21 protein-coding genes and 1 other RNA gene are annotated in these 22,349 nt (G+C 57.9%); 18 read left to right on the forward strand and 4 right to left on the reverse strand.

Features of this window, described 5'->3' with window-relative positions:
* Positions 1-6: 6 nt before the first annotated feature.
* The 4 genes from prsK to FIV08_RS08815 form a co-directional block, all read right to left on the reverse strand.
* Entirely contained in the window at positions 7-2,142 is a 2,136-nt protein-coding gene (gene prsK, locus FIV08_RS08800; protein ID WP_152438046.1) for an XrtA/PEP-CTERM system histidine kinase PrsK, read from the reverse strand.
* Between the two features lie 98 nt (positions 2,143-2,240).
* Positions 2,241-3,188, reverse strand: coding sequence for an SDR family oxidoreductase (locus FIV08_RS08805; protein WP_152438047.1), 948 nt, complete (start codon positions 3,186-3,188; stop codon positions 2,241-2,243).
* Positions 3,188-4,003, reverse strand: a complete 816-nt coding sequence (locus FIV08_RS08810; protein ID WP_058089657.1) for a lysophospholipid acyltransferase family protein — start codon at positions 4,001-4,003, stop codon at positions 3,188-3,190. The genes FIV08_RS08805 and FIV08_RS08810 overlap by 1 nt, the downstream gene beginning before the upstream one ends.
* A 39-nt stretch (positions 4,004-4,042) precedes the next feature.
* Positions 4,043-4,963 carry a D-hexose-6-phosphate mutarotase gene (locus tag FIV08_RS08815; RefSeq protein ID WP_152438048.1) on the reverse strand — a complete coding sequence of 307 codons (921 nt, stop codon included), beginning with the start codon at positions 4,961-4,963 and terminating at the stop codon, positions 4,043-4,045.
* 123 nt (positions 4,964-5,086) lie between these two features.
* Between FIV08_RS08815 and FIV08_RS08820 the strand changes: the two genes are divergently transcribed.
* The 18 genes from FIV08_RS08820 (at position 5,087) to FIV08_RS08905 (ending at position 22,309) form a co-directional block, all read left to right on the forward strand.
* Complete coding sequence (locus FIV08_RS08820; protein WP_152438049.1) at positions 5,087-5,848, forward strand: 2OG-Fe(II) oxygenase; 762 nt, start codon at positions 5,087-5,089, stop codon at positions 5,846-5,848.
* Between the two features lie 81 nt (positions 5,849-5,929).
* Positions 5,930-6,026: signal recognition particle sRNA small type (gene ffs, locus FIV08_RS08825), an RNA gene on the forward strand.
* Positions 6,027-6,145: 119 nt separating this feature from the next.
* Positions 6,146-8,050 carry a DNA polymerase III subunit gamma/tau gene (dnaX, locus tag FIV08_RS08830; protein ID WP_152438050.1) on the forward strand — a complete coding sequence of 635 codons (1,905 nt, stop codon included), beginning with the start codon at positions 6,146-6,148 and terminating at the stop codon, positions 8,048-8,050.
* 4 nt (positions 8,051-8,054) lie between these two features.
* Entirely contained in the window at positions 8,055-8,378 is a 324-nt protein-coding gene (locus tag FIV08_RS08835) for a YbaB/EbfC family nucleoid-associated protein (protein ID WP_152438051.1), read from the forward strand.
* A 38-nt stretch (positions 8,379-8,416) separates the two neighbouring features.
* Positions 8,417-9,019, forward strand: coding sequence for a recombination mediator RecR (gene recR, locus FIV08_RS08840; protein WP_072677420.1), 603 nt, complete (start codon positions 8,417-8,419; stop codon positions 9,017-9,019).
* Positions 9,020-9,035: 16 nt separating this feature from the next.
* Positions 9,036-10,187 (forward strand): ribonuclease D, encoded by a 1,152-nt coding sequence (locus FIV08_RS08845; RefSeq protein ID WP_152438052.1) that lies wholly within the window; start codon positions 9,036-9,038, stop codon positions 10,185-10,187.
* Positions 10,184-10,477 (forward strand): YcgL domain-containing protein, encoded by a 294-nt coding sequence (locus tag FIV08_RS08850; RefSeq protein ID WP_152438053.1) that lies wholly within the window; start codon positions 10,184-10,186, stop codon positions 10,475-10,477. The genes FIV08_RS08845 and FIV08_RS08850 overlap by 4 nt, the downstream gene beginning before the upstream one ends.
* The gene (locus tag FIV08_RS08855) at positions 10,474-10,920 is read left to right on the forward strand and encodes a YcgN family cysteine cluster protein (RefSeq protein ID WP_152438054.1); all 447 of its coding nucleotides are present in this window, start codon (positions 10,474-10,476) and stop codon (positions 10,918-10,920) included. Before FIV08_RS08850 ends, FIV08_RS08855 begins: the two co-directional genes overlap by 4 nt.
* Complete coding sequence (locus FIV08_RS08860; protein ID WP_061331099.1) at positions 10,920-11,264, forward strand: hypothetical protein; 345 nt, start codon at positions 10,920-10,922, stop codon at positions 11,262-11,264. Before FIV08_RS08855 ends, FIV08_RS08860 begins: the two co-directional genes overlap by 1 nt.
* 40 nt (positions 11,265-11,304) lie before the next feature.
* Positions 11,305-13,398, forward strand: a complete 2,094-nt coding sequence (locus tag FIV08_RS08865; protein WP_152438055.1) for a VWA domain-containing protein — start codon at positions 11,305-11,307, stop codon at positions 13,396-13,398.
* Between the two features lie 18 nt (positions 13,399-13,416).
* Positions 13,417-14,259 carry an AAA family ATPase gene (locus FIV08_RS08870; protein ID WP_061331101.1) on the forward strand — a complete coding sequence of 281 codons (843 nt, stop codon included), beginning with the start codon at positions 13,417-13,419 and terminating at the stop codon, positions 14,257-14,259.
* A gap of 22 nt (positions 14,260-14,281) precedes the next feature.
* Positions 14,282-15,460 carry a vWA domain-containing protein gene (locus FIV08_RS08875; protein WP_058089669.1) on the forward strand — a complete coding sequence of 393 codons (1,179 nt, stop codon included), beginning with the start codon at positions 14,282-14,284 and terminating at the stop codon, positions 15,458-15,460.
* 438 nt (positions 15,461-15,898) lie between these two features.
* On the forward strand, positions 15,899-16,378 hold the full coding sequence (locus FIV08_RS08880; protein ID WP_323847476.1) for an AraC family transcriptional regulator: 480 nt from the start codon (positions 15,899-15,901) through the stop codon (positions 16,376-16,378).
* Between the two features lie 6 nt (positions 16,379-16,384).
* Positions 16,385-18,028, forward strand: coding sequence for a tetratricopeptide repeat protein (locus FIV08_RS08885; protein ID WP_152438056.1), 1,644 nt, complete (start codon positions 16,385-16,387; stop codon positions 18,026-18,028).
* A complete protein-coding gene (locus tag FIV08_RS08890) occupies positions 18,025-20,820 on the forward strand; it encodes a tetratricopeptide repeat protein (protein ID WP_152438057.1) in 2,796 nt (931 codons plus the stop codon). Before FIV08_RS08885 ends, FIV08_RS08890 begins: the two co-directional genes overlap by 4 nt.
* The gene (locus tag FIV08_RS08895) at positions 20,813-21,304 is read left to right on the forward strand and encodes a tetratricopeptide repeat protein (protein WP_152438058.1); all 492 of its coding nucleotides are present in this window, start codon (positions 20,813-20,815) and stop codon (positions 21,302-21,304) included. Before FIV08_RS08890 ends, FIV08_RS08895 begins: the two co-directional genes overlap by 8 nt.
* Positions 21,301-21,636, forward strand: coding sequence for a hypothetical protein (locus FIV08_RS08900; RefSeq protein ID WP_152438059.1), 336 nt, complete (start codon positions 21,301-21,303; stop codon positions 21,634-21,636). The genes FIV08_RS08895 and FIV08_RS08900 overlap by 4 nt, the downstream gene beginning before the upstream one ends.
* A gap of 25 nt (positions 21,637-21,661) precedes the next feature.
* The gene (locus FIV08_RS08905; protein ID WP_152438060.1) at positions 21,662-22,309 is read left to right on the forward strand and encodes a MotA/TolQ/ExbB proton channel family protein; all 648 of its coding nucleotides are present in this window, start codon (positions 21,662-21,664) and stop codon (positions 22,307-22,309) included.
* Positions 22,310-22,349: the final 40 nt, after the last annotated feature.

A 22,349-nucleotide genomic window follows, 5' to 3' on the forward strand; every position in this document is an offset into this window, starting at 1 on the left:
TGACGATTAGTTGACGGTTTTCTGTGGGTGTACGGTTTCCTGAATTGGCACACTCGGGGCCGCAGCCCGTATTTCGGCTTCGGACGTGAGCAGAGGAATTCTGACGGAGAAGCAAGACCCAACGCCTGGCTCACTGGTGACATCAATATTGCCGCCTAATTCCTGAATGTATTCTCTGGCCTGGTAGGCGCCAATTCCCATGCCGGTAAGGCCCTTTGTGCTCTCGAATGGTTTGAACAGCTGGCTGCGGATGAAGTCGTCGGTCATGCCAGTGCCAGTGTCCTGAATGAAGATCACAACATTGCCTTTGGCGGTTTTAAGATTGATGGATATGTCGCCGTTTGCCGGGGTTGCATCCTGGGCATTCTGCAACAGGTGGCCGAGCACGCTCCGCAGCTGTTCTTTATCCGCAGACACAAAAATGTTGTCTGGGCTGCCTTGCAGGGCAGGTGCCGGAGCCCGGTGGCTGTGATGGGCGATCAGCTCCTGGACCAGTTCGGTCAGGTTTATCGGGCTCCGGTTTTCTTCTGCCGGGCTGGAAGGTTTACGAATGTGGTCCACGAGGTTGGCCATTTTGCGTACTGCGTGGTCTGTGGTGGCGATCATGTCGTCGATAAACGCCGGGTTGTTCCGATGCTTGGGGGCGTTTTTAACCAGCAGCGACAGCTGTGCAATCAGGGTTTTCAAGTCGTGCACCATAAATGCTGAGGCTTTACTCACAGCCTCGAACTGCATGGCCCGCGAGAGGCGGTTCTGGGCATCCATCTGGGCGAGCAGGTTACAGGTCTGTCGGGCTACCACTTTGATCAGGTCGAAGTTTTCCCAGTTCAACTCAACTTTCGAATAGGGGCGCCCCACCATGGCAACGCCGTAAAGCTCGTTGCCAAGGTACAGGGGAATGATCAGCCAGGCGTCTGGGGTGTTGGTGATGGGGTCAGGAATCTCGAGCAGGTTGTAGCTTATCGGGTCGGACCGGTATTCGTTCAGATCAATAATCCACTCCCGATCCGTGAAAAAACGGACCAGTTCCGAATCACTATCGATAATGGTGTATTTGGGCGTGGCGAGGTTCACGCTCGCATTCAGCAGGTAGTCGCCCTGGTCGCTGCGAAGCCAGATGGCGCCAGCGTTGCTCTCCACCAGGCCTGCGAGAATTCGGATTACGCGCTCGGGCAGGGGCGGATCATTGCTCAGGTCGGCCAGTTCACGGGTCATTCTCAGCCATTCGTTCCGGTAATCGTACTTGTAGTCGAAAAAGTTCTGGCTGATGAACACCATTAGCTTGGCCCGGATTCGCCTCGACAATAACAGGGTGACCAGAAATGCCAGGGAAACGCTGATGAACAGCACCTGCATGGCTTCGCCCCACGCTCCCCCCAGGGCGCGAACGTAGTATCCACCTACGGCAAGGAACAACAGGTACCCGCCGGCGAACAGGAAGGTGCCCACATGGAATACCGCGGAGCGCGAAAGCTGGAAATCCACAGGTTGTTTGCGGGTATTGATAATGTTGACGGCAAACAGCGGCATTAATGCAGCGTTGACGAAGCCCCTGGCATTCCAGAACGAATCGGCGACTTTGCCGAACAGCAGGGCATCGGCGTACATGAAGAAGTCAAAGGTGAAGATCGTGGCAACACCAATGCAGAGGTACTTCATGGAGGACCGGCCAAAGCCGGGGGCGTTGCGCCAGATCTGTTCCACCAGTGACAGCCCGAGCAGGGCCAGGGCGATTTGCCCGATGACTTTGGTTTTGCCATCCAGCAGGGCGAGGCCAAGGATAAATTCAAGGCTGCCCAGGGTCAGCAGGGTTGCGATCAGTATGAAGAGGGAGGCGCCAAGCACTTTTTTGAGCTGGCTGGCGAGCTTGCCCTGGCGAAAAGCGTCCCGAAGCATGGCGAACAGCAGCAGGATCCAGGCCGTATCTCTGAGCAATTCAAGCAGGTAACGTACGAAAAAGCCGGGGTGCCCCCAAAGGCTCTGGGAGACCAGGGTGCTTGCCCACAAGGTGGTGACCAACGCCGCAAGGAAGAGGGCGCGGTCAAGATCCCTTCGCAGATAACGTGTAGCGATCAGCACAGACAGCACCGCGAACAATGCTGCCGCCGCACCGTAGCTGATCACGCTGATGTCCCTGAGCATTCGGTCTTTCCTTGAACCTGGGTTCTGTACTTATTCTGTACAGGGTAGCTCTGAACTCCCGGTTCCGTCTACGGGTATCGGCGTTTTCCCGGCCTGGTTCACACTGGCCGTTTGTTGTCCCGATAGTAACGGAAAATATCTTTCAACTGACGTTTGGGGGTAAATCCGAACTCCCGGGCAAAGGCCCGGCCATCAATCACCACTGGGTACTTGAAGAACGCCATCAGGTAAGTCGGGAAGCTCCTGAGGTTCAGAATTCTTGAAATCGCCTTGGGAACGACGGGTGGAATGGATGGCAGTGGAATGCGCTGGCATCCGCAAAGTTTCAGGGCCTGTTGATAGGCTACCCAATCCTGGGGGGCGACGTTGAACACGCCTTTTACGGGTTTGTTCCAGGCCAGTACGATGGCATCTGCCATGTCGTCTATGTGGATGAATTGCATCATCGGCGAGAAGCCGGCCAGCACCGGAGCCCGGGAGCTGCCCAGCAGTGAGCTCATGGAATTTCGCACACCGGGGCCCACGATGTTGCATGGCCGAAGAATGGTGATGTTCAGCTCCGGATAGCGCCAGAGGTAAATGTTGGCCAGGTTCTCCAGTTCCACGGAATCCACAAGATCCGCGCTCAGGCCCGCGCTTTTGAGGGGGGCGGATTCGTCAATCAGGGCCGGGTTGTAGGCGACGGCGCCGTATACGTGGTAAGTGGAGAGAACAATCACCCGGCGAATACCGTACTTCTGGGAAAGATCCAGCAACTTCTGGGTGCCCAGCACGTTGGCGTTATAACGGCGCATGCGGGTGAGCTGGCTGGACAGTATCCGGCCCAGGTGGATCACGCCGTCAAACTGATATCGCCTGAACAGGTCCTCGAAAACCCGCTTGTTGAAGTCGATGCAATAGCTGGGGATGTCATCTCCGAGGTACACCTGCTCACGGAAATCGACGGCGACCAGGTCGCAGGTTTCCTTGAGGCGGCTGATGACCTGTTGAGCCAGGGCGCCGGCGGCACCAGTCACGAGGATGTGGGGTCTGCGTTTGGTGGTCATCAGAACAGCCTTTTCCTTTCACTAAGCCCTTTGTCGATCAATCGGCTGATTTCAGCCTTGACGGCTTCCACCCGCTCGGTCACCTGTTCTTCCGGGATTTCGGTATTGTCGAAATGCATGGGTGGGCCGAAGTTCAGGTGTACCTTGGCCGGAAGAATCACGGGCAGTGCCACCGGAACGTAGGGCACGCCCAGTGCATTGGCCAGTGGCTTTATATTGGCAATGGCAGGGATGGTTTCCTCGCAACCCACCACACCTACCGGAACAATCGTCGCGTTGTATTTCATTGCCAAATGCATGAAGCCGTTACCGAAGCGCTTGAGCTGGTAACGGTCACGGTACAGTTTGCCGGAGCCGCGAACCCCTTCGGGGAAGACGATCACCGCTTCATTGTTCTCCAGCATCTTGGCGCAATTGACCGGGTCCCCAAGAACGGCACCCATCTCATTGAGCAGGTTGCCCAGCCAGGGCACGGTGGGAAAGAACCGCTCGATCATGGCCCGGGGAATGCGGGGGTTGTCTTTTCGTGATGCCAAAGCATAGCCGATAAGGAGGCCATCCAGGGGGAGCTGGCCGGAATGGTTGGCAATGATCAGAACCGGGCCTTCGGCGGGCACATTGTCAACGCCAGAGGCCTGAACACGAAAGTACTTCTCGTAGATCTGCCGGGTAAGGGAGAAGCCGTACTTGATGGCCTCGTTGTTATAACCCCAGGGGTCGTAGCCCAGGGAGCCGATTGGCTTGCGTATTCGCTCTATCTGCTGGTCCAGTTCGGCTGGTACCAGCCTGGATTTGAGAAACGATGCCAGGCCCATGCCTGCTCCCTGTCTGATGGATTTGGATTTTCGGCGCCGTTAGATGCGGCCGATCAGTACACCCAGAGTGTGGCTCTGGCCCTCATTCAACACCCGATAATCGCCCGCGGCATTGGCTGTTTCGACACACAGCATTTTTTGCCAGCCATTGCCGGGGAAGTCCGAAAGCCGGGCAGATTTGTCCGGGCCGGGATTCCACACCACGGTCGAATCACTGCCCACCGAGGTCAGCTTGCGTTTGCCAAGCGGTGTCACCACTGTAAGGGGCTCGCCGGATTCATAGATTCTGTCGGTTTCACCCTCGAAATAGACCGGGCCTTCCTGAGTGCAATACTCCCAGTCTTTCAGGGTGTCTATGTACTGACTGTTGCCAAGGCCAAGCACGCGGGTGCGGCTGATGTCAGCGGTTGGTAAATAGGTGTGCAGCGCCTGGCTGAACGCCAGTGGCTGGCGTGAGAGGTTGGTGGTGGTCAGTGCAACCTGGCAACCCCTGACCGAGAAACTGAACGTGGCCAGCACCAGTGCGTGGCCATCCCATTGCTCGGCGAAATCCTCGTTGGCATTCAGGGACAGGCTGATCTCCACTTCATGGGCACTCTCGCGCACATCTTCCAGGCGCCACAGGGCGGTGCGGACGAAACCGTGAGCAGTCGGTTCATGAACCCGCTTACGGATTTCCGGCGGGTTTTTGGCTGGGTCGCCAAACCAGGGCCAGCAAATTGGAATGCCGCCCCGGATTGGCCGGCCCGGTTGGAATTTGGCCAGCTCACTCAGCCACAGCCAATTGTTCTGGTCCCGTGGGGAAAAGTGAGTCAGGTGTGCGCCTTGGAGGAAAATAGTGGCCTGAAACAGAGGATGGTGCACCTCCAGGGCCTCAAGCTGGCCGATGGTTTGCCAGCGGGTGAACGACCATTGTCCCGGTGTAACCGAGACCGGTGGTTTGTTACTGCTTTCAGACATGGCGTGCGACGACTTCCTTTGCGATGACTTCCTTAAGGGTATCTGCTTACCAAGAGAGTAAATTAAATCCGCCGCGCCGGCGAGTTTGATCATACAATAGCCTAAAATTCAGGGGGTGTATTGATGGATTCTGATAGCCAGAGCGCGGTTATTGTTCCACTGCCGGAGCCTCGGCTCGAACATGGCCAGGGACATTTCGATCAGGTAGTGGGCGAGGGCTCGCTGGCGGGCACTGCGGGCGCGCACGATGTTGATCGCGTTGACGCAAGGTGGCTGGATCAATTGGCGGATGGCTTGAGCGAGCACGCCTGGCTTGAGCTGGATCTTGCTGATCGCCTGCCGGAGGGCTTGGTGCCGGCCCTGCTCAATGAGGTGAAGATTCTCGAACGCACCGAAGCGATGAGCCGGGCTGGTATCGGGCGTGGAGCGGATCTGGTGAAGGATCGCAGCGTTCGGCGAGACAGTATTGCCTGGCTGGAAGGGTTCACCGAACCGCAGGCAAGTCTTTTCAGGTTTCTGGACCAGTTGATGGCTGGCCTCAATCAAAGGCTGTTTCTCGGGCTTAAACGGTATGAAGCGCATTATGCGACCTATCAGGCCGGCGACTTTTACAAGTGCCACCTCGACAGCTTTCGCGGGCGAGCCTCCCGGATGATCAGCCTAGTGCTTTACCTGAATGACGACTGGGGCCTGGAAGACGGCGGCGAATTGCAGGTGTTCAGCCCACGGGAAGAGGATAGGGCGATTGGCCTTGTGCGCCCGGAAGCTGGCCGTGCCGTACTCTTCCTGAGCGAGGAAGTGCCCCATGAGGTGCTGCCGGCAAGGCGAACCCGTCATAGCATTGCCTGCTGGTTTCGGCAGGATGAAGTGCTCTTGCCGCTCTAGGCCGTTGTAGTCCTTATATCCTTCTGATAATATGCGCGCCGCTTTCGGGGTAAAAGTCCCGGAACGCCGTTATGGTGGCCCCATTGGTGCCCCCGCAACATGAAACCGTGAACCCGGTCAGGCCCGGAAGGGAGCAGCCGAAGCGGTGGATGTGTGTGCCGGGGGATTGCTGATGGGGTCACCCCCAGATTTCCCTCCCCTTTGTCCTTGAAACAGCGTTCCCTGAAACAACTTTTCTTCTTTAGAATCACGGTCCATGCTAAGGTTAGGCTCGATTTTCTGAGTAGTTGAAGGATCATGAGCTATCAGGTTTTAGCCCGAAAATGGCGCCCCCGAACCTTTGAGGACATGGTGGGGCAGGAGCATGTGCTTCAGGCACTGGTGCATGCGCTTGAGCACCAGAGGCTGCATCACGCCTACCTGTTTACCGGCACCCGGGGCGTGGGTAAAACCACCATCGGTCGATTGCTGGCCCGTTGCCTTAATTGCGAAACAGGCATTACCGCCAATCCGTGTGGCAAGTGTGGCAGTTGCCAGGAAATCCTGGAAGGGCGGTTTGTTGACCTGATCGAGATCGATGCGGCCTCCCGCACCGGTGTTGACGATATGCGTGAACTGACAGACAACGTTCAGTACGCTCCCAGTCGCGGCCGCTACAAGGTATACCTCATCGATGAGGTACACATGCTTACCAACCAGTCCTTCAATGCCTTCCTGAAGACCCTGGAAGAGCCGCCCGAGCACGTAAAATTCCTTCTGGCTACGACCGATCCCCAGAAACTGCCGGTGACGGTGCTATCCCGTTGTTTGCAGTTCAACCTGAAGCGGATGACACCGGAACACATCGTAGGCCACCTCAAGCACGTACTGACCGAAGAGCAGATTCCCTTTGAAGAACCAGCGCTCTGGCTGCTTGCTCGGGCGGCTGACGGCAGTATGCGTGATGCCTTGAGTCTGACCGACCAGGCGATTGCCTTTGGCAACCAGAACCTGGCCGCCAGTGATGTCAGCAATATGCTGGGCACCATTGATCAGCGCGACATTGAGCGCATAGTTGCAACGCTGGTTGAGCGGGATGGCCCCGGTTTGCTGGCGGAGATCAGCCGCATTTCAGATTTTGCGCCGGATTACGCGGTCATTCTTGCGGATCTGCTATCACTCTTTCACCGGGTCACCATGGAACAGGTGGTGCCGGGCAGCGCCGACAATGCCCTGGGGGATGCCGCCCAGGTTCAGTCACTGGCAAAACAGTTGAGCGCGGAAGACGCCCAGCTGTTCTATCAGGCGGCATTGATGGGCCGGAAAGATCTGTCGATCACACCCGATGCCCGTATGGGGTTTGAAATGACCCTGCTCCGGATGTTGGCTTTCCGGCCGGGGGCTGATCGCCGTGAGCCGCCAACCATTGCCTCTGGTGGCAATGAGGGCCAGGCGCGCGCCGAACCGGAACCAGACCCTGCGCCAGCTCAAAGCCAAAAGCCTGCACCGGTAACTGAGCAGGCGCCAATGCCCGCGCAGAATCCTGAGCCGGTGCAAGAGCCGCGGCCGATTCCAGAATCGGCGCAGGCACACCGTCCAGCCGAGGCTGACTCGGCAGAACCGGAACCCGCGCCGCCCATGATGGATGCTCCACCCTGGGATCCAGACCCCAGCGACCCGGCTCTGAGCGCGGAGGCTGAAGAACCAGAGACTTTGGTGAGTAATATTGCACTTGAGCCCACCGAACCGCCGGTATTTGAGGAAGCCCAACCTCAAGGCCCGGTGGAACCGGAAGTTGAGCCGGTTGTCGAAGCTCAAGAGCCAGTAACCGCTGACGGATTTGTATGGGAACGGGATTTTCGCCAATTGGACATTAATGGCATGCCCGGGAACCTCGCCAGTTACAGTGCCATGGCGATGGACGGGCAAACCGTGGTGTTAACCCTGGATGAAGGTCACGCCCGGCTGCTGAATGCGCGCCATGAAGAAAAAATACTGGCGGCCTTGAGATCGCGCTTCGGTGATGCCACTTCACTGAGAATAGAGCAGGGTGAGCCAGGGCTTCATACCCCGGCCGCCTGGGAAGAACGCCAGCGGGCGGCCAGGCAGAAGGCGGCCGAACAGGCCATCCGTCAGGACCCGGTGGTAAAAAGTATCGTTGAAAGATTTGAAGGGCGGGTCGTTGAAGAAAGTATCCGCCCCATAGAGACAGGCAGGAGATAAACACATGATGAATAACATGGGCGACCTGATGAAAAAGGCGCAGCAGATGCAGGAGCAGATGCAGAAGGCCCAGGAAGAGATTGCAAAGGCGGAAGTTACAGGCGAGTCCGGTGCCGGCCTGGTCAAAGTGACCATGAACGGTCGCCACGACGTTCGCAAGGTAGACATTGATCCGTCGCTGCTGTCTGAAGACAAAGAGATTCTTGAAGATCTGTTGGCAGCGGCCGTTAACGATGCCGTTCGCCGTGTTGAGGCAAATCAGAAAGAAAAGATGTCTGGCATGATGTCCGGAATGGGTGTGCCCCCCGGATTCAAGATGCCGTTCTGAACCTGGCCCCGGCCCGCCATAGTCTTTGAGGAGCGTTCATGGCATTCAGCCCCCTGGTTGATGAATTGGTTGAATCTCTCCGGTGCTTGCCCGGAGTTGGTCAGAAAACAGCACAGCGCATGGCATTTCATCTGCTGGAGCGGGGCCGCTCCGGCGGCACCCGGCTAGCCGGTGCCCTGAGCCAGGCCATGGACGGTGTGCGTCGTTGTAACAGCTGTCAGAATTTCTCCGACACCGAAATCTGCCATATCTGCGAGAAGCCTGAAAGGCGCACCGGCACCCTTTGCGTTGTGGAAAGTCCTTCTGACTTGCTTGCCATCGAACAGGCCGGCGATTATCGGGGCAGTTATTTCGTGCTGATGGGGCACTTGTCGCCGATTGATGGCGTGGGCCCGGAAGAAATCGGTATTGAACGGTTGCTACAGCGGGTGCGCGAAGAAGGCGTGACCGAACTGATCCTGGCGACCAATCCCACCGTCGAAGGCGAGGCAACTGCCCACTACATCGCCGACCGCCTGGATGGCCAGAATATCCTGATCACCCGTCTGGCCCATGGCATCCCGGTGGGTGGCGAGCTGGGCTATGTAGACGGCTTTACACTTACCCATGCATTCCGGGGCCGCAAGCCCCTGTCTGAATAACGTCTCAGGTTCCTTCATGACTCTTTCTGCACCGGCCGTTACCGTTCCCCCGGCCCCTGACACTGTTCGCTGGATTCGCGAGCCAGATACCCTGGACAATTGGCTGGACGCCCTCGAGCCCGGGGTACCGGTGGTGCTGGACACAGAATTTGAGCGGGTGTCTACTTTCTATCCCATTCCCGGTCTGGTGCAGTTGGGCGGCGGCGGTGAGTTCTGGCTGATTGATCCGGATGTAGCCGAGGCCTCCGAACGGTTTCGGGCGATGCTGGCGGATAGTCAGCGACCAAAGCTGCTATACGCCATGAGCGAAGACCTTGAGCTGTTCCGGCACTGGCTGGATGTGATGCCTAAAGGTGTGTTGGACCTCCAGATTGGCGCGGCACTGGCCGGTGCCGGGTTTTCCGTGGGTTATGCCCGCCTGGTGGAAACCCTGTTCGGCGAAACCCTGGATAAATCTGTTACCCGGTCCGACTGGGTAGCCAGGCCATTGAGCCCGGAACAAGAGCGCTATGCTCTGGATGATATTCGTTTTTTGCAACCGGTGTATGAGTGGGTCTGCCACGGCTTGCGCCAGCGCGGGCTGCAGCAGGCCATGGCCGACGAGTCACAGCGCTTTGCGGATGAAGCGGCCAGCCTGGAGGACGCCGGACAACACTACCTGAAACTTCGCGGTGGCTGGACACTGAATCGGGAACAGCAGGCGGTTCTGCAAGCCCTGGTGGTGTGGCGGGAACAGGAGTGCCGGCGGTTGGATCGCCCCCGAAACCGGGTGTTGAATGATGGCTTGCTGATAGCCATTGCCGAGCGCTGCCCTGGCTCGCTCAGAGCCCTGAATGATGTGCAGGGCGTTCCGGGCGGCATTGTAAAGCGTTATGGTGAACACCTGCTGGAACTGGTTCGGGGTGCCAGAGAAGCCGACCACACCGATCTGAAGCCCATACCCAGGCCGCTGACCCGAGATCAGCAGGCGCTGTTCAAGAAAGTTAAGCGTTGCTTCAGAAAAGTGGCAGACGATACTGATATACCAATTGAATTGCTGGCGCCAAGAAAACGCCTTGAAGGCGTTATTGAAGATGGCACCATGGCAGGTAATCCGTTTTTTGAAGGCTGGCGCAGAGACATACTGGCGCCGGTCGTCCCGGAAATTGAGGAGCTTCTCGCACAATGAAAGACCGTGAATTTGTATCGGTGTTTCGCAGCAGTAAAAAAAGCGATACCTACATCTATGTTCGCCGCGGCCAGAACTGGGGCGATCTCCCCGAGGCTTTGCGTTCGATCTTCGGGCAGCCGGTTCACGCCATGGATCTGCTGTTGAGCCCGGACAAAAAGCTCGCCAGGACCACCGGCAAAGAAGTGCTGGAGGCATTGGCCGAGAAGGATTTCTTTCTGCAAATGCCGGAAGAGCAGGAAACCTATATTGTTGATTTTCGAAGTAAAATCGAGCGGCGTGGACAATGATCGCAGAGATTCCCTTCTGGCAGCGTAAGCGCCTCAACGAAATGACCAGGCCGGAGTGGGAATCTCTGTGTGATGGCTGCGGGCTTTGTTGCCTGCAGAAGCTTGAAGACGAAGACACCGGCGAGGTGTACCACACCGACCTGGTCTGCGGTTACATGGATACGCAAACCTGCCGTTGTACCGTGTATTCTGACCGGCTGAAGAAAGTTCCAGGTTGTACGGTTCTGACACCGGAAACGGTATCAGGCTACCACTGGTTACCGTATACCTGTGCTTATCGAACGTTGGCGGAAGGCCGGCCCCTTGCGGACTGGCACCCCTTGCGATCCGGTGATCCGGATTCCGTGCATCGTGCCGGGGTATCCGTTCAGGGCAAAGTCGTCTCTGAGGACAGCGTGCCGGAAGAGGATTGGGAAGACCACATTATTCACTGGGTTCTGTAATGATCGATACTGATGCTTCACTAGCTTACGGAATTTTCTGGGCGGCCTATGCAGTTGCTTTCGTTGTGCTGTTCTACATGATGAAAGCGCTGTTTCGGATACTGCCATTCTATGGTGTGCGGACGCTGCTGTTGTCGGCTCTGGTTGTTTTATTTCTGACGCCCGTAGAGTCTGCAGAGCTTGCAGGCTGGTGGATTCCCGCCTGGTTGTTCGCCGGTTACGAACTTATTCTGGGAGACGCCGACGCGGCGGGCAGGGCACTGCTGAATTTCAGCATTGCCGCTCTGGTGATGTTGTTGGTCTGGATTCTGGATCTCGTCCGGTATCGGCTGGTGCGCAAATAACTCCAAGAACGTGCGAAATGTCAGACAGGTAAGGGTAGCTATGAAGCGAGTTCAGGTAATCCTAATGCTGGTGTTGGCCAGTTTTGTGCCAGCGCAGTCCAGTGCCCAGGGTTCAGGTCTGACATTACCCGAGCAGGCCGACGTGCGCATCATTGTTGATATCTCCGGCTCTATGAAAGAAACCGACCCGGAGAACCTTCGCCGGCCGGCGGTGCGTTTGTTGGCCCGGATGCTGCCAGCGGGTGCTGAAGCCGGTGTCTGGACCTTCGGCCAGTATGTCAACATGCTGGTACCCCACGCCACTGTTGATGATGCCTGGCGTAACAGGGTTATTGAGCGTTCCGAGCAGATCAATTCCGTCGCCCTCTATACCAATCTCGGGCTGGCCATGGAAAAGGCCAGCGACGACTGGTTGTCTGACGGAACCCTGGAAAACACCCACCTGATTCTACTGAGTGACGGCAAGGTCGATATTCCGGGCGGAGAGGCTGCCAGCCGTGAAGAGGAGCGGCGCATCCTTGAAACCCTGCTGCCTTCCCTGAAAGCCAAAGGCGCCACTATCCATACCGTTGGCCTGTCGGAATTGGCAGACATCACCTTCCTGCAGCGCCTGGCCCGGGAAACCGGCGGCAGCTTTCAACTGGCCAAAACCGCTGAAGCACTCAATCTGGCGTTTGCGGATGCCCTGAACACGGCCGTACCGCAGGAGCAGATTCCCATTGAGGGCGATGGCTTCGCCGTAGATGCTGGCGTCCGGGAATTTACCGCTTTGATCTTCACGGGCGGCTCCGACTCCGAAGCGCGAAGCCTGGCCCTCTCTGAGCCGGATGGTGAGCCGTTCACGGCCAATAATCTGCCAGACAACGTGCGGTGGGCGGTAGAGCCGGGTTACGACCTGATTACCGTAACTGAACCAGCCGCCGGGCGATGGCGTATTGTTGGAGACCTCGGGCAGGGTAGCCGGGTGACGGTTGTCAGTGACTTGCGCATGGCCGTGAGTGAGGTGCCGCCAGAATTTTCGGAAGAAACGCCGTTCAATCTGGAGGTCGTGTTTTTCGAGGAATCCGAGCAGATCAGGAATTCGGATTTTCTGGGCGTGATGCAGGTAAGCCTGTCGATCACCGCCAATGATGGCCGGCGGGGCACCAAGGTGCTGTCTGGTGATCAGCCACCGGAAGACGGCGTTTATCGGGACACGGTGACGCGTCTGCCTGCTCCCGGGCGGTACCAGATTGATGTGGTGGCTGACGGCGGTACGTTCTCCCGGAAATTCAGTGCAATGACCGCTTTCACTTTGCCGGGCGAGGAGCCTGAGCTGGCGGTGGTGTCTGAGCCTCTGGTGCCTGACCTCAGTGAACAGGTTGAACCCGAGGCGCCGGCTGAGCCAGAACCGGTCGAGGCGCCGGTGCCTGTCGAGGACCCGGAACCAATGCCTGTGCCAGAATCTGAGCCTGAACAGGCAGAAGCTCCCTCGGAGCCACAACCTGAACCGGTTCACGTACCGGAGAAAGGCACGTTGTGGGGAATACCGGTTTGGGCATTTGGGGCGGGTGCCGCCTTGCTGGTGGCCATTATCGGGCTGGGGCTTTTCGCCTGGCGCCAGAAGAAGTCCATTGCGGAGGCTGAGCAGGCCGCCGCAGCGGAGAGAGAGACCCTGGAGGATCTGCCGGAGGAAGAGCCGGAGATCCCTGTGGTGGCAGCGGCTGTGCCAGACAGCGAACCGGATGAAACGCCGGAGTCCGAGGAAGTCCCGGAACTGACCGAATCGCTTGAAAGCGATGAGATTCTGGAAACGGAAGATGACCAGATTCCCGTTGCCGATGATGCGGTTAACGAAGAGCCGGAAGACGATGAGACTTTGGCCGAAACTGATCCAGAGCCAGAGCCAGAGCCAGAGCCAGAGCCAGAGCCAGAGCCAGAGCCAGAGCCAGAGCCAGAGCCAGAGCCAGAGCCAGAGCCAGAGCCAGAGCCAGAGCCAGAGGAAGACGACGATGATGAGTTCGGTCTTGAAGACTTCGACTTGTCGGAGTTTGATGATCTGCCGGAGCTGGACGAATCAGAAGCGGACGACGAGGCTACGGACAAGTCCGAAGCCGACGACACCGATAAAGACGACGAAGATCAGAAAAAGTAACCAACAGGAAACAGACACATGAAGTTTACCGGTACCGATAAATACGTAGCCACCGATGACCTGCAGATGGCTGTAAACGCAGCAATCGCGCTCCAGCGCCCGTTGCTGATCAAAGGCGAGCCCGGCACCGGAAAAACCCTGCTGGCGGAAGAAATGGCCGCGGCGCTGGGTATGCGCCTGATTCCCTGGCACATCAAATCCACCACCAAGGCCCAGCAGGGCCTGTACGAGTATGATGCGGTATCCCGCCTTCGTGATTCCCAGCTGGGCGATGAAAAGGTCAAGGACATCCGCAACTACATCGTCAAGGGCAAGCTCTGGGAGGCCTTCGAGGCCGATGAGCAGGTGGTGCTCCTGATCGATGAAATCGACAAGGCCGACATCGAGTTCCCGAACGATCTGCTGCTGGAACTCGACCGCATGGAGTTCTTCGTATACGAAACCCAGGAATTCGTGAAAGCGAAGAAACGCCCGATTGTGGTCATTACCAGTAACAACGAAAAGGAGCTGCCAGACGCCTTCCTGCGCCGGTGCTTCTTCCACTACATCAGCTTCCCGGACCACGACACCATGAAAGACATCGTGGATGTGCATTTCCCGGGCCTTCAGCAACAGGTTGTGCGTGATGCCCTCGAAGTGTTCTTTGACGTGCGCAAGGTGCCCGGGCTGAAGAAAAAGCCGTCCACCTCGGAGCTGATTGACTGGTTGAAACTGCTGATGGCCGATGAGCTGTCTGCCAAGGCGCTTCAGGAGAAGGACAGCAGTTCTGCACTGCCGCCTCTGTATGGCGCCCTGGTGAAGAACGAGCAAGACGTGCACCTGCTGCAGAAGCTGGCGTTCATGGCACGTCGCCGCAACTGATCTCTGGCAAGAGTTTCGCTCTATGTTGATCGATTTTTTCCTCGAAGTGCGCCGGGCCAAGGTTCCGGCCAGTCTGCGAGAGTTCCTTGACCTGCTGGAAGCTATCCAGCAGCGCCTGGCGTTCGCAGACATGGAGGAGTTCTATTACCTGGCGCGGGTGTGCCTGGTGAAAGACGAAAGGCACTTCGACAAGTTTGACCGGGCCTTCAAGGCGTATTTTGAGGGCATCGAGAACCTGGACGATCTGCTCGAAGCCCTGATCCCTGACGACTGGCTAAGGGCCGAGTTCGAGAAGCACCTCACCGAAGAAGAGAAAGCCAAGATTGAGTCCCTGGGTGGCCTTGAGGAGTTGATTGATACCTTCAAGAAGCGCATGGAAGAGCAGAACGAGCGCCATGCCGGCGGCAATAAATGGATCGGCACCGGCGGTACTTCACCCTTTGGTGCCAATGGCTATAACCCTGAAGGCTTCCGGATTGGCCAGAAGAACGGCCGCCACGGCCGGGCCGTCAAAGTGTGGGAAAAACGGGAATACCGTGATCTCGACGACAGCATCACCCTGGGGCTGCGCAACATCAAGGTGGCCCTGCGCCGGTTGCGTAAATTCGCTCGACAGGGGGCGGCAGATCAACTGGATATGGATGACACCATCCGTTCCACCGCCCGCAACGCCGGCTACCTGGATCTGAAAATGGTGCCAGAGAGGCACAACGCGGTGAAGGTTCTGATCTTCTTCGACGTCGGCGGCTCCATGGACCCGCACGTCAAAGTATGTGAAGAGCTGTTCTCCGCCGCCAGGCTTGAGTTCAAGCACATGGAGTATTTCTACTTCCACAATTTTATCTATGAGAGTGTGTGGAAGAACAATATTCGCCGCATGAATGAGACCCTGAGCACCTGGGACATCCTGCACAAGTACACCCCGGACTATAAGGTTATCTTTGTTGGGGACGCCACCATGGCACCTTACGAGATTACCCATCCCGGTGGGTCTATCGAGCACTGGAATGAAGAAGCCGGCGCCACCTGGTTCCAGCGGGTGTCGGAGCATTTCCGCAAGGTGGTTTGGCTGAACCCGCTACCGGAAAGTTACTGGGGTAGCGGTGGTTCGCTGGGCATAACCAAGCAATTGGTCAATAATCATATGTACCCACTGACCATTGAGGGGCTTGAATCCGCCATGAAACACCTGAGCAAGTAGTTCTGTTCGAGGTGGGTGGATCAAAAAAAAGCCGATGCGGTTGAGGGCATCGGCAAAGCTCGGCATATTCAAGCGGGGGTTGCCAGAAGGCGCTCCCGCCGCTTTCCCCATAGCAAGCCTTGGGCCACTGGTAAATAGGCTTTAATTATCAACTGGTTACCTTTTTAGTTCGGCCGTATCCACTGGCCCTCTTCGTTCCCGCCTTTTGTTCTGTCAAATAACTCGACACTTATTCCTACGCCACTGCCGGCGAAAGTTTCATTTGGTGAATTGGATACCGTTCTTGGTTGTTAGCGGGTGTTACTCTTTATTTCGAATTGTAACGGTGCCCGGTTTTGCCGGGGCCCGAGATCGCACGGCAGGAAAATTATGTTCGGCAAACAAAAATCACAACACTGCCGGATTGTCCCAGGGACCAAGGGGCTTTGGATATCCGGAATGATGGCCGCACTGGCATTCGGCTCTGTTTCAGCTTCATCGCTGGACGATGAAATCGACCGCCTGACAGCGGACGTTACCCGTCATTCGGCATCGGTGCATGCCCTTGAGCAACGCTTGCTGCACCCGGTGGATACCCGTGTCTCGGTATTCCTGACCCTGGGGAACCGGCAGGCACTCAATCTTGATTCTGTTGAACTCTTTATCAACGATCAGCCCGTAGCATCCCATCTATACAGCGCCACGGAGCGAACGTCGTTGGAGCAGGGTGGGGTGCAGCAGCTATTCGTAGGCAATATGGCTGACGGCAACCACCAGCTGAAGACGGTGATCAACGCCCGCGCTGCCAACAAGCGCTTTGTCCGCCGTGAGGTGGTTCACCGGTTTGATAAACGTCCGGGTACTTTGCGGCTACAGATGAATCTCGATGCCCGGGCTCCGGACTACGAGCCGGAAGTCACGTTCCAGGAATGGAAGTAGCCGATCATGACGGGACCTGTTCGCACCGTTCATTGCGCTGCCCGGGCTTTGCTGGTGGTTTGTACGCTGGCGGTGCCTCAGGCAGGCGCATCTGAGTCTGTGCCGACAGAGCTGGCCACTGGTGTTGCCCGGTTTGCGCTGGATACCGGGAATATCGCACAGGCTATTCCTCTGGCCGGCCAGGTCAAAGGCGATTCCGCCGACTACCTTAACGCGCGAGTGTTGCTGGCCAGTGGTCGAACCAGTGAAGCGAAACGGTTGCTGGAGCGTGTGTTCAACAGCAACGTTCATCGCGCCGAAGCCGCTCTGGAGCTTGCCCGACTGGCAGAGGCGGGAGGGGACCAGGTCGAAGCTGACCGGTGGTATCAGGAGGTTGTCCGAACCGGATTTGGCGAGGTTCGCCAAAGAGCACTGCTGAACCTTGCGGAAACACAGCGGCAGCAGGGAAAAGCGGATCGTGCCGGCCAATACCTTGCCAGTATGGACGACGGTTACTGGGCCGCAGTGGGCTATATGAACCTGGCGGGCGATTTCGCCCGGGATGACCTGGATCCATCAAGGGCCCTGGTGTCTTTGAGGGTTGCCATGGCCATGGCTGCGAAAGACCCCGACAGTGCCCGTAGCGCGGATCTGCGCAATCAGCTTTATCTCCGGGCAGGCTATTTGTCTGTGCGCAACCAGGATTACGACAAGGCCACAGACTTCCTTGAGAAAGTCTCTCTGGAGAGCTATTACACCCCCCAGGCCCTTTACCTGCATGGTTTCGCCCTGTCCGAAAAGGGCAATCACCGAGCGGCGATGCAGAGCTGGCACCGCGCCAAGAAATTCCCGCTGGCGTTTCCCGGGGTGGCCGATGCCTGGATCGGAATGGGCCGTGGATACGATCTGGCGGGCTATCCGGGGCAGGCCGGCGAAGCCTGGCTTGCTGCCAACGCTGCTTACGAAGGGGAGCGGGTAACGCTTGGTAAGCTCGCAGAGCGAATCCGTGTTGAAGGTGCCTACAAGGCGCTGGTGGCAGACGCACGGGGCGTTGATACCCAATGGTTCCTTGCCGACAGCCGAACGTTGACCCAGCCCCGGCTGGCTTACCTTCTTCGCTTCCTTGAGAGCGCCGAGGGGCAGTCGGCGGTTGGCCGGGTAGCCCGGCTTGATGATCTGGCGTTCTCCCTGGAGAGCAGCAAGCATGATCTCGATGTATTTATCGGTGCCCTGGAAAACAACCATTATGGTGGTGGGGGCGGCCAACGGGCCGCGTTGCAGGAGCAGCAAGACACGTTAACCCGGCAACTTGAACAGCTTGCGGATCGCCCATTGAGTGCTGATCACATCGCCCGGCTCCGGCAGCTGCAGCGTTTGCTTCAGTCTGGGGGGCAGCGTCTGTCGTCCTTGCCCCGTCGTGAAGCCGGCAGGCAAGAGCAGTTGCGGGACAACCTTGCCGAGGCCCGGCAATTGCGGGACGAGATCTCTAGCCTGCAGACCCGTGTGAGCAAAGCCCGCACCCGGGCTGCTGACTACCTTGATGAAAAGGCGCTGGCCCTGGTTGCCGCTGAACAGCAGCGGATGGCTCACTCCCTGGATAAAACCGAACAACAGATTGCGCACCTATACGAGTATCTTGCGCTGGAAAACATCGGGGAGGCTGCCCGATGAATCGTCAGTTTATGCGTCGGTTGTCGCTCGCTGTAATCCTGATATCTGCAGTTCCAGGTGGGAGCGTAGCGGCCCAGGAATCGTTCCGTGTGGAACTCGGCCGGGATGGCGAAACCCTGGGCGATATGCGCCCGGTGTTTCTCAAGTTTGAAAGCCGCCCCCTGCCTGCAATCTCGCCGAAAGAGGTGGCTCGTCGCTATCAGAAACTGTTCGAGAAGTCCGACGAACCTGAAGTCCGTATTGATGCGCTGAATCGCCTCAATAACATCCGAGACCGTTCCGGCCAGGATATTGGCTTCTCCGATGAGCAGCAGTCGGCGGTCTATGAAGAGGCTCTGGCCAGCTATGAGAGCATCCTGGCCCGTGGCTCCTTCTCCGGCAAACTCGACGAGTTGCTCTATCAGATGGCCAAAGCCCATGCACTGACTGGACAACATGAAGAGTCCATCCAACGACTCAGACAGCTGGTGGGCCTGTACCCTCGCTCATCTCTGGTGCCGGAAGCCCGGTTCCGGATTGCCGAAGCTGCCTATAACGCCGGCGAGTATCAGGAAGCGGAAACCGGGTATCGGCAGTTGATTGAAGGTGACGGTCACCAGGACCTGGCCATGAAAGCCCGTTACATGCTGGGTTGGAGCCAGTTCAAACAGGGGCCCGCGGCCTGGAACCGGTCGGCCGAGACGTTTATGGCATTGCTGGATCAACACCTTCCCAGCGAAGCCACGTTGCTGGATCCGCCGCACACTGGTTTGGACATGATTGAAGACAGTTTTCGGGTGCTGGCTTTGATGGCCGCCCGGGCTGACAACTCTGCGACATTGGCGGCGTGGCTTGGTAACCGAGCGCCAGTGGCCTGGCCGCACCTGCTTTACGACCGGCTGGCAGATTTGCATGCCCTTGAAGGGCGTTTTGATCTGGCCGTTGGCATTAACCAGGCGTTCGCCGGGAACTATTCCGAGCATTCAGCCGCTCCGGATTTCCTGGCTCAGAGTGTGGATTACTGGCGGATGGCGGGCGACACCAGTAAGGCTCGTGAAGCGAGGGCAGATTATGTGGCCCGGTTCCAGTCACAGCCGAAGTTTCAAGAGTTGAGGGGCCAACAGCAGGCTCTCTGGCGGGACTATGCACGCTTCCTGGGGGATTACCATTATGCCGCACAGGATTGGACCAGTGCGGCTGGCTACTATGAAGTACTTGCAGGCCATTCCGGCGACACTGGCAAACTGTTGCACCTGGCCGGCGATGCCCGGTTACAGGCCGGCAACCGCAACAAGGCTCTGGAGAACTATCGCAACGCCGCCTACGGCGCCCGTAGGGGCGGCCAGCAGCGGTACCCCGATGCGGCCGAGGCGGGTTGGGCTGCTATCAAGGTGTTGAAATCGACCCTTGAGGAAAGCGCTGCCGGGGCAGCCAGAGGCGTCTTGGCGGAGTTATCCAGTGAGGAGCAACAATTCGGCAAAACCTTTACGCAGGACCCCAGGCTTTCAGGTTTGAGGGCTGACCTGGCAAACCGCTGGTACGAGGTTGGTGTCTATGATGAGGCACTGGCGTATGCCCGTTCGACACTGGTTCTTGAATCGGCAAAGACCGAAGAACGTTATGCCACCTGGCTGGTGACCGCCCGGGTACGCCAGAGAACCGGGGAGTTCGGGCTGGAAGAGCGGGCCTGGCGACAGGCGCTGTTGCTGGTGGACAGCGAGCCTGATCTGGCCACAACTCCGGACGAACCGGAACAGATTCGTGAGCAACTGGCGACGGCCATCTACCGGCAAGGTGAGAGAGCGGCAGCCAGTGGCGACACTGCCGTGGCAGTCGCCCATTTCCAGCGTGTGAATTCCGTTGTGCCCAATATCGAGATTGCCATCCGGGCGCGCTTTGATGCCAGTAATGCATTGCTCAAGGCTTCTGAATGGCAAACGGCCATTAACGAGCTGAACCGTTTCCGGCTCGACTACCCGGCCCATGAGCTCACGGAAGAGGTAAGTGAAAAGCTGGTCTACGCCTACCACGAATCCCGCCAACCTCTGAAAGCAGCCGGTGAACTGATGGCTGCCTCTGAACGTGCGCAAGAACCCTGGCCGCTGAAGCTACGCGCTGCGGCGCTCTACCACCAGGCCGGTGAATTGCCCGAGCGCAATGCCCTGTATGTGGATTGGCTGGCGGTTGCTCCGGATCCGGATGCGGCGGCTGACCATGTGCAGCAGCAAACCATGCGCCAGAGGTTGATTGAATCCGGCGTTGATTCAGTGCGCCAGCAGAAAGCGATGGTCACCCGTGAAGCAGCGAGCCAGTGGCACTCGGAAGAAACCCTGCTGTGGGCCGGCAAGGCGGCGCTGGCCCTGGGTGCTTCGGTGGCTCAGGAATTTGCTGCCATCCGCCTGGAACATCCCCTGGAGCGGGCACTTGAACGCAAGCAAAAGGCAATGGAGCAGGCCCAGGCCTATTTCCTCGAAGCGGAATCCTTTGCCGGAGAAACTGTGGCATCAGAGGTGCTATACCGAAGGGCCGAGCTCTATCGCACCCTGGCGGCAGACTTAATGGCTTCTGAGGTACCGTCAGAACTCAATGAGCTGGAAGCCATGCAATACCAGATGCTTCTGGAAGAAGAAGCCTGGCCGCTGGAAGAGCGGGCAATGGAATTGCATTCCAGGAATCACGGGCGCATTGCCAGCCAAGGTTTTGATGAATGGATTGGTCAGAGCCTGGAGGCGCTGGCCGTCATGCACCCGGGGCGTTACGACCGTGAACTTCGCTGGATGAGCTGGAACATGGAGGAGAACGAAGGTGCATAGAGGTTTTCACTACGCGCAACGTGCCCTGATCATCTCGGTGCTGGCGGGTTTGACCGCTTGCGCTACTGGCCCCGGCAAAGCCCCCGAGCGGGCCGCGGTGCAGCCTGTGCATTCACCGGAACAGGCGAGAGAGTGGGCCATAAAGGGGGTGAACGCCCATGAGAACGGCGACATCCCTGGGGCCATCAAGGCCTGGCAGACCTCGGTGGCCCTGGACCCCAGCGACGCGACAACGGTCAATAACCTGGCGCTTTTGCTGAAACAGCAAAACCGTTTCCGGGACGCGGCCAACCTGCTGGAGCAGGGCGTGGAGGCGGCTCCGGACGTTGCCCAGCTGCATTACAACCTGGCTGTGATCAGTGAGCTTTATCTGCTGGATCTTGATAAGGCGCTGGTTCATTACCAGCGATACCGGGCGTTGACCGCCGAGGAAGACAAGCTGGTTGCTGGCTGGATCGCCGACCTTGAGCGGAGGCTGCAATGAGCATCGGCCGGGATCTTCTCCGCCTCTGCATTGTTGTGCTGGCCAGTGGTTTTTTCCAGGCGGCCACGGCCGAAGACCGGGAGCAATCGGCCCTGACAGTGAGCGGTTTGTCTGCCAGCGTGGGGGACGATGACCCCAGGGTGCTTTACATTCTGCCCTGGCAGAACCCGACGCTGCCCAGAAGGCCCAGGGCAGAGCTCAATAGCCAGGCGCCGGAGCTTAACCAACCCCTTTCCCCTCAGGTGCTGGAGAATCATCGCCAGTTCCGGGAATCCCTGAACCCATTGGTCCTGAAGCCAGCCGTGAATGCGGCCGGTCCGGGCCAACCGTGACCCTGCAGTAAACGGAGACAAAGGCATGCTCGATACCATCATTCGATTTTTTCAGGACGGCGGTCCATTCATGTACCCCATTGCCATTGTGTTGGCGCTGGGGCTGGCGATCACGCTTGAACGGTTTCTGTATCTGGGGTCGGTGCGGCGGCGAAATCGTCTGGCGTTTGAGCGCGGTATTCTGCCCGCGCTGCAAAAACGTGACTACCAGCGCGCCATGAAGGCGGCAACCAGTTCCGACAGTGCCATTGCCTCGGTGCTCGGGGCGGGTATTTCCCGGTTGTTGAATAACAGCCGCCGTGAAGATATCGAATACGCTATGGAAGAAGGTTTGATGGAAGTACTGCCGCGCCTGGAAAAGCGCACTCAGTACCTGGCAACCCTGGCCAATGTGGCCACTCTTTTGGGCCTGCTTGGCACCATCATTGGCCTGATCGCGGCGTTCACCGCCGTTGCTGCAGCCGATCCTGCCCAGAAGGCCAGCCTGTTGTCGGAAAGCATCTCGGTAGCCATGAACACCACCGCGTTTGGCCTGATATCCGCCATTCCCTTGCTGTTGTTCCATGCCCTGTTGCAAACCCGCACCAATGAAATCGTGGACAGCTTCGAGATGGCCGGGGTCAAGCTGTTGAATATGGTGTCAGATCCCGACGCCGGCAGGGTAGCCGCCTGATGCACTTCGTGTTTCAGCCAGTGTAAACAGGAGTATGGCG

This window comes from Marinobacter sp. THAF197a (assembly GCF_009363275.1).
Classification (GTDB): Bacteria; Pseudomonadota; Gammaproteobacteria; order Pseudomonadales; family Oleiphilaceae; genus Marinobacter.

Bases quoted from the DNA above. Each gene is read 5' to 3' on its own strand.
- prsK (WP_152438046.1), bottom strand. From the start codon at position 2,142: ATGCTCAGGGACATCAGCGTGATCAGCTACGGTGCGGCGGCAGCATTG.
- FIV08_RS08805 (WP_152438047.1), bottom strand. From the start codon at position 3,188: ATGACCACCAAACGCAGACCCCACATCCTCGTGACTGGTGCCGCCGGC.
- FIV08_RS08810 (WP_058089657.1), bottom strand. From the start codon at position 4,003: ATGGGCCTGGCATCGTTTCTCAAATCCAGGCTGGTACCAGCCGAACTG.
- FIV08_RS08815 (WP_152438048.1), bottom strand. From the start codon at position 4,963: ATGTCTGAAAGCAGTAACAAACCACCGGTCTCGGTTACACCGGGACAA.
- FIV08_RS08820 (WP_152438049.1), top strand. From the start codon at position 5,087: ATGGATTCTGATAGCCAGAGCGCGGTTATTGTTCCACTGCCGGAGCCT.
- dnaX (WP_152438050.1), top strand. From the start codon at position 6,146: ATGAGCTATCAGGTTTTAGCCCGAAAATGGCGCCCCCGAACCTTTGAG.
- FIV08_RS08835 (WP_152438051.1), top strand. From the start codon at position 8,055: ATGATGAATAACATGGGCGACCTGATGAAAAAGGCGCAGCAGATGCAG.
- recR (WP_072677420.1), top strand. From the start codon at position 8,417: ATGGCATTCAGCCCCCTGGTTGATGAATTGGTTGAATCTCTCCGGTGC.
- FIV08_RS08845 (WP_152438052.1), top strand. From the start codon at position 9,036: ATGACTCTTTCTGCACCGGCCGTTACCGTTCCCCCGGCCCCTGACACT.
- FIV08_RS08850 (WP_152438053.1), top strand. From the start codon at position 10,184: ATGAAAGACCGTGAATTTGTATCGGTGTTTCGCAGCAGTAAAAAAAGC.
- FIV08_RS08855 (WP_152438054.1), top strand. From the start codon at position 10,474: ATGATCGCAGAGATTCCCTTCTGGCAGCGTAAGCGCCTCAACGAAATG.
- FIV08_RS08860 (WP_061331099.1), top strand. From the start codon at position 10,920: ATGATCGATACTGATGCTTCACTAGCTTACGGAATTTTCTGGGCGGCC.
- FIV08_RS08865 (WP_152438055.1), top strand. From the start codon at position 11,305: ATGAAGCGAGTTCAGGTAATCCTAATGCTGGTGTTGGCCAGTTTTGTG.
- FIV08_RS08870 (WP_061331101.1), top strand. From the start codon at position 13,417: ATGAAGTTTACCGGTACCGATAAATACGTAGCCACCGATGACCTGCAG.
- FIV08_RS08875 (WP_058089669.1), top strand. From the start codon at position 14,282: ATGTTGATCGATTTTTTCCTCGAAGTGCGCCGGGCCAAGGTTCCGGCC.
- FIV08_RS08880 (WP_323847476.1), top strand. From the start codon at position 15,899: ATGATGGCCGCACTGGCATTCGGCTCTGTTTCAGCTTCATCGCTGGAC.
- FIV08_RS08885 (WP_152438056.1), top strand. From the start codon at position 16,385: ATGACGGGACCTGTTCGCACCGTTCATTGCGCTGCCCGGGCTTTGCTG.
- FIV08_RS08890 (WP_152438057.1), top strand. From the start codon at position 18,025: ATGAATCGTCAGTTTATGCGTCGGTTGTCGCTCGCTGTAATCCTGATA.
- FIV08_RS08900 (WP_152438059.1), top strand. From the start codon at position 21,301: ATGAGCATCGGCCGGGATCTTCTCCGCCTCTGCATTGTTGTGCTGGCC.
- FIV08_RS08905 (WP_152438060.1), top strand. From the start codon at position 21,662: ATGCTCGATACCATCATTCGATTTTTTCAGGACGGCGGTCCATTCATG.